The organism is Calothrix sp. CBUCES-K 9914 (assembly GCF_059640475.1).
Genome location: NZ_JBXXZH010000042.1, coordinates 38,712 through 48,786 on the forward strand (window position 1 = coordinate 38,712; position 10,075 = coordinate 48,786).

Here is a 10,075-nt window from a genome sequence, read left to right on the forward strand (position 1 = left end):
ACGTCTCCACATTAAAAATCAATCGTTATTCGTTCATCAATGACCGCAAAAGCAGCACCAGCAGTTTCAGCGATAATGCTGATTAAACGGTATAAAGCAACAGCACTTATTACTAATGCGCTGGGAAAATGAGATTGTAATAGAGCTATTGCAGTTGCTTCAAAAACTCCCAAACCACCAGGGGATCCAGGTGTAACAAGTCCGAGTAACCAAGCAAGACTAAATGTACCCAGCAGTAAAGGCAGCTGTTCTAATCGTATAGGAGCAAGAGCGTATATAGTTAGGATAAATCCCGACGCGCGCAATACTAAAAAGGCAAGTTCTCCTAACAACGGTTTTAATGGATAACGCTGCAAATAAAAACTAGTTGTAGATTCAGTAGAAGTTTCTGTAGTCTCGGTATCAGAATATTTAGTTTTTTTAAACTTCAGCTTTTGTAATAAACGTAGGACACGATTGAGTAAGCGGGGATGAAAACAACAAAGCACCGCGATTAAACCTATAAATTGTAGTATTCGCAAACCGATACTGGGAGTAAGTACAGTAAACTCGTAGCCGAATAAAACAGTAATAATTGAAGCAGCAGCAGCCATTAGTAGAGGTTCGAGAACTACACTCAAAGTTGCTACTGAATTCGGAACCCCCGCGCGACTTGCGGCAACAATTCTTCCCCAATAATGCCAAACGTTACCTGGCAAATATTTAGCGACGTTAGTTTTGAGATAAACCTGGATAAAATGTAAAGTTGGAACAGGCGCCTTTAATTCTTTCAACACCCAAGTCCATACTAAACCTGCCCAAGTATGTGCGAGTAAAGTTACCCCTGTTGCAATACTGAGTATAGCCCATCCCACTTCATCAATACGAGTAGCCATTACCGAGTACCAATTATCTTTTAAAGCTTTCGCCAAAAAAAATAACGTTCCACCCAAAATTAACCAGCGCAGTATCCGTTTTAACATAGGCATAATTTTTCCTACACATTCTGATATTACTTAAGATGCGCTCAGAGACTCAAAAGTTCATTTTTAGTCAATGCCTATATATCTATTTAGTTATAATATATCACTCTAACGGTTAATAATGATTAGACTTTCGTTAGAGGACACAAGCCAATTTATATTTCTATATTGTGAAGTGTTGCAGCTAGCTCAAAGCTATAAGCAGCAGCGGATGTCGTGCAGAAATACCCGTGCGAATCGCTATTTCCTTGAGCAATCTTAAATCGAAGGAGGGCTAAGTGAAAACCTTATTTTCAAGAATCAAGCAAGTTCGCTTGCGTAAAATTCTAACTGTTACACTCTTCAGTTTATTGTTGATGGTAACAACTGCTTGTGCTTCAGCCGAGAAGCAAGCTACTAATCCTAATAGCCAACCAGTACAAAGTCGCTCTGAAGCTAGCTTAAAGACCGATTCGCAACGAGTAGCAAGTCGTGAGAACGAATTATTGTACCCTGGTGCTGAAACTCCACAAGGTCGGGCAGAAAAAGAAGCTTCAATGCCAATCATCACCGAAAAAGATTTTAATCAACCAAAACCAGGTGGTTTAATTCAACGCGAAGAAAACGTAGGTGAGCGTATCAAAGACCGCATTGAAACTGTGAAAGAATCAGTTGAAGATGCATCAGCATTTTTAAAGGATAAAGGTTCTGAAGCTGGAGCTAGACCAGAATTACAGCCAAATCTAGGTTCCCGTTCATAGAAGCTTAAAAGCTACTTCCAACCATTTCCAAATAATCATCCAAATATCGAAAGTTCAAATAGAGAGGAACCATACGATGAAAAAGTTGCGTCCGTTGAAGGTTTTAGCTGTTATAGTAATAGGCATGTTTCTATTCTTTACAAGCGTAAGTACTTCCCTTGCTGCGACAACAAAACCTAATGCCGGAGAGAAGTCCGAATATTATGCACCAAAAGACGCGGGTGCTATTAACGAATACGAAGGCGGAATCAATAACTTTAGCGATAGAGATGCGCGCGCACTCGGAAATGTAGAAGATCGAGCAGCAGCACTCAAGCGTCAAGCTGAAGAAAATATCAAAAGAAGCTCGTCTGATGCCGGTAGAAATGCTCGCCGTGTCGCAAGAGATGCCGACAAACTGGGAGAAAAGATTCAAGATAAAGCCTCGTCTGTAAAAGATAAGGTACAGGACGAAGCAAGTAGTTTTGGAAAATCTGCTAAGAAGGGCTTAAAAAACATTAAAAATAATGCCCAGGAAGCCCCTGACTATGCGGCTGAACAAGCTGAAAAGACAGTTGGAAATCCAATCGAAGGTATTAAAAATGCCGGCAGAAGCTAGACTGGATTCGTAAAAACGAATACAACTTAATACAGAGTGTATCCCCCTTTAGGGGGATTTATATTATCTCTTTTTATCTTTCATTCTTCAGATGCCAAGTTTGCAAAGCAACACGTTGAACTTCGCGCCAAGGAATATTATATTGTCTTGCTAAAGAAGCACAATCTTCGTACTCAGGCTGAATATTACTTATAACCTTATCTGCTCCTTGCCCAAGCCACGCAATTTTAACATTAACCGTTCCATATTCAGTTTCTACTGCAACAAGCTCGCGTCGTAAAGTACTACGTTGTTGTGTAGAGACGCGAATACCTAAAGTAGTAGTTTCGCGAAATATAATTTCTTGAACTTGCTGCATCTTGTCCTGATGAGAAATTACAGTTAATAAAATACCTGGACGCGATTTTTTCATGCCGATATACTGAGTAAACACATCTAGCGCACCAGCAGCCAATAATGTATCATAAATATAGCCTATTGCTTGTGGATTTAAATCATCGATTTGTGTTTCCAGAACTGAGATTGTTTCAACGTAAGGACTATTATCATTAGTTTGGTCTTGATTTGATTCGGAGCTTAATAAACCTAACCAAGCTTGTAAAATATTTGAAATAGGTAAATTCATATTTCCTGCACCAAGCCCTACTTGTTTGATAGTCATAGCTGGGGAGGTGCCAAATTGCTTTGCAAGAGTCGTTACTATCGCTGCACCTGTTGGAGTGACTAATTCTTTTTCAATACCATTACTATAAACAGGGCAAGAGCGCGCTTCCCATAACTTCAATACCGCAGGAACAGGTACAGTCATTAGTCCATGTGCTGCCTTAACAGTTCCCCCACCCGTAGGTAACGGCGAACAATATAGTAAAGGTAAACCAATATCATCATTATCAATACCCAACCAATCTAAACCTAAACAAGTACCTACAATATCCACAATTGCATCGACTGCACCAACTTCGTGGAAGTGAACTTTTTCTGGCGCCACACCATGTACATCACCTTCTGCAACTGCTAACTGCCTAAACACTGCTAGACTCCATGCTTGGGCGCGCGGTGGTAAACCTGCCTGCAAAATCATCGCTTCAATTTCTGGCAAATGGCGCCCCAAATGATGTTCTTGATGATGTTCGTGATGGTGCCCGTGGTGATGCCGTTGTTGTTCAACTAAATCAACGTGTACTTTTGTTGCTTGCTGTGCGTGACGGTGAACTAATTCTGCTCTAAGAGTATACTCCCCATCAATTCCCAACGCATTCAGTTTTTCTGTTAAATACTCAATTGGAACACCTAAACTTACTAAGGCGCCTAGACACATATCGCCCGAAATACCTGTCGGACATTGAAGATAAACAACTTTACTCATGAAAACCTCCGGTATAGTTTGGAAACCCCTAACTGAAGTTAGGGGAGGAAAAACGAGTTAACAGGATTATCCTGTTTCTTCAGTTCGCCACGAGTTATACGTCTTGAACTTGCAATCAGTAGGGTTTGCGTTTTGAGTTAACCTCTTTCCAGTTGCCAAACTGTGCAAACTAATTGTTTTTCTGTTTGGGTCTTTTTTGGTTGGTGATTCCTGCCATCCACCGACATAACAGAAACCATATTTTTTGTGCTTCACAATCGAACCACGCTTAAAACCAGCACTAATTGTTCCACCATAGCGCGGTCTAATATGCTCTTCTTGATGTTTTAGTCGGTGTAACTGACGACGATGGAACTCAAGAGGAATAACCTCAATTAAGCTTGTGTTGTCTGGTTTTGAATGACCATCGGTATACCAATTAGCTAGCACCCATGAGTCAACACAGTGAGCATCAAATTTATTAGAGAGTTTGTTTTTAGAATTTTTCAACCCTAAAGTTTGACGTAATTCGTAAGTATCGTTGCCTGTTTTAATTTCAAGTCGGGCAAGTTGTTCTAATTCCGAATAAAACCACTTTTTACCAACTTCTAAAGGACTAAATGACTTATTCCATTTTTTAGCTCTTTTCCACGTTTTAGCTTTGATGTCTTCAACTACAAATACAGTAACGGGAAACAGCGATGCTAACCATTTGCAAATACGTAACTTCCACTGCCACCTAGCTAAAGTTGATGGTGTAAGTCTTGGCTTATTCCTCAATCTATTTTTACGATTCTGCCGACATGGAGTATTGCGGGATCTTCTTGCACGTCGCATATTCCTACGTGTCTCCACATGGTCTTTCACCCAATCAACCGCATGAGTCTGTACGTTTAAATAAGTATGCGCTTTTGATTTAACAGAAAATCCTTCGCGCTTTGAGCCGGGGTCTAAACCAACTGCAATCGGTTGATAATTCCTGTCGCTTGGTTCTACATTTAATCGAATACAAAATACCCCTTTCCTCCAAAATGGTGTAGCTTTTTTCTGCTTGATCCAACGCCTTGCTCTACTCGGAGATGTTGGCATTAACGGTCTTTGATTGGAATCTACTACTGGCACAAACATTGTCAATATTGAATTATAAATCAATCAGTATTGCTACTAATTGTGTGTACTTCCCTTCGCTATTGACTGTCAGAGAGGTTAAAAACTAGGGAGGCATTCTTAACTTCTTGTGGGCTACCATACCCAAACAGTTCAATTCAGGTTATTAACCTGCAAGCTAGACACTGGTTTAACTTGCCTTTAAAAGATGGTTAGCCTTTCTATCGCAAGCCCCTAACTAAAGTTTTGGGTCAGTGACGTTAGTAGTAGATGATTATTGTTAAGGTAACGTAATATCTAAACACTCATGGCAAAAATTTTTTCAATTCATCCTGAAAACCCTCAAACCCGTGGAATAGAGCAAATACAAGCAGAACTAAGGCGTGGTGCAGTTATGCTGTATCCCACAGATACAGTTTATGCCATTGGTTGTGACTTGAATGCTAAATCAGCAGTGGAAAGAGTCAGACAAATAAAGCAGCTAGCAAATAACAAACCTTTAACATTCCTATGTCCCTCCCTTTCAGATATCTCGACTTATGCTTTTGTGAGCGACAACGCTTACCGAACTATGAAGCGTTTAATTCCTGGCCCGTACACATTTTTGCTACCTGCAACTAAACTAGTACCTAAAATAGTACAAAACCCCAAACGTAAAACTACTGGCATTCGAGTCCCTAACCATAATGTGTGTTCGGCCTTGTTGTCAGCGTTAGGAAATCCAATTATCTCAACGAGCGCGCATTTACCACGTGATGATGATGAATATGAATCTCCAGATTTTGAACCACCAATTACACAAGCCGAATTATTTGACCGATTAGATGACTTAGTTGATGTAATAGTCGATACAGGTGAGGAACCAACGGTAGGTACATCTACCATTTTAGATTTAACAGGAGATGAGCCTGTCCTAGTGCGTCAAGGACTAGGCAGTGTTGATTTGGAATTTTAGATTATGGATTGAGGGTTTTTTTCCTAAAATGAAAATTCCTGTTTGGCGCCACTTTTAAAAGTGTCACATACAAACAGATAAAAATAGACAGATGTAAACAGTGGTATAAGTATTGCTGTGTAAGGATTAGAGATGATTTCCTATAGTATTGGACATCCTTGTGCCAGTCGTAAAGTGGTGCGTATAGAAAAACCGACACAAGTGGATACCCGTAACTTTTTTAGATTTTATACAGTCATAAATGTGAGCGGTGGTTGAGCGACTCTCAAGCTTAAACGAGTTTGCCCTGTTGCCCAAAATTCGCTCGCACTTGTTACGGTGCTATCTTCCAGGAAAAAAATCATGAAATCTAATCTCACCAACAACATCTCCCCAGCAACCCAGCACGGTTCCGTTGAATTTTCCACTGCAAACAATAACAGCTTGATAGATTTGCTAATTCAAGAATTTCAGCCACAAATCAAGGCATCCGAAGCTTGCATTCAAGCTGTTTCCACACGCATCGCTAAAGAAGTTGAGCGCATTTGTGATAAAAGCTCTCGTATTCAAACTTCTGGGCAAGTTAATTCTTGGCTTCTAACATTAGCAAAACATCGTATCCAAAAGTGCTTGCACTACTATAAACTCGGCTCTCAAAGAGGTCGCGTTGAACTACACAGTAGCTTAGGTTCAATGGTATACCGCCATATTTCAACCCCTAACGCTCAACTTGGATTTGATGCACGTTATAATTTGATTGAAGATTTCTTACAAGCGTTTTATATCGAAGCAATCAAGGCCTTCCGTCGCGAAAACGAACTCGCCGAAAATTACTCGCCACGTACAAAGTTACAATTAGCTGAATACATGGCATTTACTGAGCAGTATGCTAAACGCCGAATTAACTTACCCGGTGGTTGTAACCAACAACTTATTATCTTACGCGCTCAAAATTATAGTCGGCGCCAGCCATTAGAAACAACAGTTGACTTTGAAGCTGCCCTCGAAGGTTCACGCACCGAGGAATCTGAAGCTTACCAACGTAACTCAACTGTACAACAACTACGCGCGCAGTTAGTATCGCAAGGAAACTTTGATCCTGCTGAAGATTCAGAACGTAACCGTGTTGTCCAAGAATTGATCAACTATCTTGAAGCACAAGGTCAAAAAGATTGCATAGATTATTTGACGCTTAAACTTCAAGACCTCCCTGCTCCAGAGATTGACAGTATTTTGGGTTTAACTAGCCGTCAGCGCGACTACTTACAACAACGTTTTAAATATCACGTTGAGAAATTTGCTCGCACTCACAACTGGCAGTTAGTACATCAGTGGTTAGGTGCTGGTATTGATCAGAAATTGGGGTTATCTTCGCAGCAGTGGGACAACTTTGTCAACCAGCTTACAGAGCAAGAAAGACAAATTCTACAACTCAAAACAGCATCGGTTAATGACCAAGTTATTGCCAAAACTGTTAAATGCACTCCCAAACAACTGCAAAAACGCTGGACTCAACTTCTAGAAATAGCTTGGACAATTCGTAACGGTCATCACACCGAAGCGCAAGCAGGTTAATTGGATGAACATTAAATCGATACTGTTAAACTTATAGTGTTAAACATATAGTTGATGGGCTACTTCGAGCTTGATGCTTTTTTCCTGGTTCTAGTTATTATTATTGTCACCTACTAAGAAACCCAGTTTCTAAGTTAAAGCGGCAGCGTTCAGTTAAGTAAATAAGTGAAATCATTAAATTTAATTTTGATATATAATAAACCCCGGTTCTATCGAGCGTCCGGGGTTTATTATTTCAGTACGTGTAGAGACGCTCCTGAACCGGAGCGTCTCTACTGGATGCGCCTATCAATTACATTCTGTTGTCAAAATTTGTTACCATCTGTATTACAATTGAGAGTACGCTTGTAAATTTGTTGTAAACACATACTATAACTAAGGCAGTATAAATTCAAATGTTTGATGGTTTTTGGGATAACGTTTCTCGCTACCCTCGCTACTTTATTTCAACCCTTTTAGGTATTTTCTTAAACCTCTTGGCGCCGTTAGCACCATTACTCAAGCGTCCAGTAACTTTAGTCGCTATAATCGGCATCTTAGTCAGTGGTTTCGTATTCCTGACTTTAACACTGCGAGCAATGCTTGGTCTAACTGCTGTTTAGTTGAGAGTGCTGAGTGCTGAGTGCTGAGTGCTGAATGCTGAGTGCTGAGTGCTAATTTCTTTTGAGGAGGCTTAGTAAATTTTATGGCAACTAATCGCCGCGTAGAGCGCGTTGCAGAATTGATTAGACGAGAAGTTAGTCAAATGCTGCTTAACGACATTAAAGATGACCGTGTCGGCGCCGGAATGGTCAGCGTTACAGATGTTGATGTCTCTGGTGACTTACAACACGCTAAGATTTTTGTTTCCATTTATGGAAGTAAAGAAGCTAAAGCCGAAACAATGGCAGGTTTAAAATCAGCTACCGGTTTTGTTCGCACTGAACTTGGTGCGCGCGTGCGGTTGCGTCGTACTCCAGAAGTTTTGTTTGTTGAGGATGATTCAATTGAACGCGGTACTAATGTTCTATCACTTTTAAACCGTATTCGCAACGAGCGTCCGACAGATATTTCCACTGAACTTGAACCAGACGAACAAGAACCAGACGAAGAATAACCCTTTGCTTCGACGTTAGATAATAACGTCGAAACAACGATATGAAGGCACCTACTATTTTTGCGTGGGCAACGAGTAAACATTTTCTGTGCTTACAGGTCGGCCAAATTCAGCACTATTTGACACTGCAATATTGATTAGCTTCATAAACGTAACGTAAATTAACAATTTGTAATTATATTATGTCTAGATTAAAGCGCATAATCATTTTGATTGCGCTCACCTGTCTACGTCGCCTTTTGAACTTAATAACCGCGTAGTTACACCTGCATCTACTGTTCACCTAACTCCCAGAACACGCACGCTACCGTTTACGCTGCCATGACAAGGGATGCTGCTATCCCAATCTAGATGCTGTTTTGACATCCCGACATCAGTAACACAACACTTAAATTAACTGTCAATCAAATTATTAAATTATTAAACTTTGTTTAAAAAACTGTTAAAAGTGGGTAAGCTGGAAAATTTTGTAGTGTATGTTAACATCTATGACGAGAGCTAGATTACACCAATCACTAGGCAGGTAATTTGTGTATTTCTACCAAGCCAAGCAATTATTAAGTGTAATTCTTTCTGAAGGTGTAAATTATCGTGTATATATTGCGTAACAGCCCTTCCATAAGACTTTCGCGGTGCTGGGAAATGCGCGCTTTTAGCATTCTTTTCCAACAGAGAATGCTGCTTTCTGTTTTGACGATGCCTCCGGGTAGTGGTGTAAAAACATGAAGCTCACACGCAAGACCAAAATCGTCAGCTGCATAAATGTCAGGGGTTATTGATTTTTTTCACATTTCTTTAGATAATTTGAGTAGATGTAGCGCCAGAATGAAAATAGTTCCGTATAGCAAACTACAAAACTCAAGCGATAGGTCGATTTTTTTGCTGCGTTAGTTCCAGTACAATTTCGGGAACACTAGTTAAGTGTAATTCGTGAGATAAAGACATGAGTGTGAATACGGTGCCTTCTATTAATTACTATTCTCTCGGCGTGATTCAAGACGAAGCACGTCGCCTGGTGCAGAAAGGGGTTGTAAGCAGACAACAGCCCATATACACCCTGTGCCAGTACATTCCTGCTAGAGAATGGGTTTGCATTGAGTGTGAGTTAGAAAAATGCGATTTTCTGCTGCGAGACCGCATTGCTGATTTAATTGGTCGTGAAGAATGGGAAAATGACTAATTAATCTGAACGTTCGGTTTTTTGGGTTGGGGATCAAGGCTAGTTACCATAGATAAAACAACTCACGGTTGAACAGGCTGAAAGTCAAAAAATCTCAGTTTATAACCAAGACTTACGCGCGAGAAGGTCAAAAACCCGCTTTCTTCGCATGAGCCAACTGGTTAGATAATTGATTTTGCATAAAAACGCTTGTTTATGCTGCGTCAGTCATTATAATTAGTAATTCCCAATCCAAACAAGTTGTTTCCTGTTAAGCTTCCAAAAAACTTTAAAGCCTATATATTTAAAGTTTACATAATACGGTTTGATTACTAAATCCTTATTTATCCCTTTTGTAGTGGGGAAATTAGTCAAATTCAAAAACATCTTAAACATTTAATAACAATTACTGTCTTCGGACATAATTCTTCGCTTGAGTAATTTATAACCTTTTTGGAGCAGTCCTTAATCGACACCTGCTCCTTTTTTTTAGTTATGAGTGCTGAGTGCTGAGTGCTGAGTGCTGAGTGCTGAGTGCTGAGTGCTGAGTGCTGAGTGC

The 10,075-nt window shown here is 40.1% G+C and carries 11 protein-coding genes; 7 read left to right on the plus strand and 4 right to left on the minus strand.

The window, feature by feature from the left end:
• Positions 1-11: 11 nt before the first annotated feature.
• Positions 12-962, minus strand: coding sequence for a lysylphosphatidylglycerol synthase transmembrane domain-containing protein (locus AC2JBO_RS12370; protein WP_496953963.1), 951 nt, complete (start codon positions 960-962; stop codon positions 12-14).
• A gap of 278 nt (positions 963-1,240) precedes the next feature.
• Between AC2JBO_RS12370 and AC2JBO_RS12375 the strand changes: the two genes are divergently transcribed.
• Positions 1,241-1,702: a DUF6658 family protein gene (locus AC2JBO_RS12375; RefSeq protein ID WP_496953951.1), complete on the plus strand. Its 462-nt coding sequence runs from the start codon at positions 1,241-1,243 to the stop codon at positions 1,700-1,702.
• Positions 1,703-1,778: 76 nt separating this feature from the next.
• Positions 1,779-2,300: a DUF6658 family protein gene (locus AC2JBO_RS12380; RefSeq protein ID WP_496953952.1), complete on the plus strand. Its 522-nt coding sequence runs from the start codon at positions 1,779-1,781 to the stop codon at positions 2,298-2,300.
• Positions 2,301-2,373: 73 nt separating this feature from the next.
• Here AC2JBO_RS12380 and larC read toward each other — a convergent pair whose 3' ends face one another.
• Together larC and AC2JBO_RS12390 are read right to left on the minus strand one after the other, a co-directional pair.
• Complete coding sequence (gene larC, locus AC2JBO_RS12385; protein ID WP_496953953.1) at positions 2,374-3,666, minus strand: nickel pincer cofactor biosynthesis protein LarC; 1,293 nt, start codon at positions 3,664-3,666, stop codon at positions 2,374-2,376.
• A gap of 66 nt (positions 3,667-3,732) precedes the next feature.
• Positions 3,733-4,773 (minus strand): RRXRR domain-containing protein, encoded by a 1,041-nt coding sequence (locus tag AC2JBO_RS12390; protein ID WP_496953954.1) that lies wholly within the window; start codon positions 4,771-4,773, stop codon positions 3,733-3,735.
• 286 nt (positions 4,774-5,059) lie between these two features.
• On the opposite strand from AC2JBO_RS12390, the gene AC2JBO_RS12395 reads away from it, so the two are divergent.
• From AC2JBO_RS12395 to AC2JBO_RS12415, 5 genes are all read left to right on the plus strand, one after another.
• A complete protein-coding gene (locus AC2JBO_RS12395; RefSeq protein ID WP_496953955.1) occupies positions 5,060-5,707 on the plus strand; it encodes an L-threonylcarbamoyladenylate synthase in 648 nt (215 codons plus the stop codon).
• A gap of 342 nt (positions 5,708-6,049) precedes the next feature.
• Positions 6,050-7,261, plus strand: a complete 1,212-nt coding sequence (locus AC2JBO_RS12400) for a HetZ-related protein (protein ID WP_496953956.1) — start codon at positions 6,050-6,052, stop codon at positions 7,259-7,261.
• A gap of 395 nt (positions 7,262-7,656) precedes the next feature.
• Positions 7,657-7,863 carry a DUF751 family protein gene (locus AC2JBO_RS12405; protein WP_496953957.1) on the plus strand — a complete coding sequence of 69 codons (207 nt, stop codon included), beginning with the start codon at positions 7,657-7,659 and terminating at the stop codon, positions 7,861-7,863.
• Between the two features lie 83 nt (positions 7,864-7,946).
• The gene (rbfA, locus tag AC2JBO_RS12410) at positions 7,947-8,357 is read left to right on the plus strand and encodes a 30S ribosome-binding factor RbfA (RefSeq protein ID WP_496953958.1); all 411 of its coding nucleotides are present in this window, start codon (positions 7,947-7,949) and stop codon (positions 8,355-8,357) included.
• A 943-nt stretch (positions 8,358-9,300) separates the two neighbouring features.
• Complete coding sequence (locus AC2JBO_RS12415; protein WP_096690973.1) at positions 9,301-9,537, plus strand: DUF4327 family protein; 237 nt, start codon at positions 9,301-9,303, stop codon at positions 9,535-9,537.
• Between the two features lie 356 nt (positions 9,538-9,893).
• Here the strand turns inward: AC2JBO_RS12415 and AC2JBO_RS12420 are convergent.
• A partial coding sequence (locus AC2JBO_RS12420) for a hypothetical protein (RefSeq protein WP_496953959.1) occupies positions 9,894-10,075 on the minus strand: 182 nt, incomplete at its 5' end.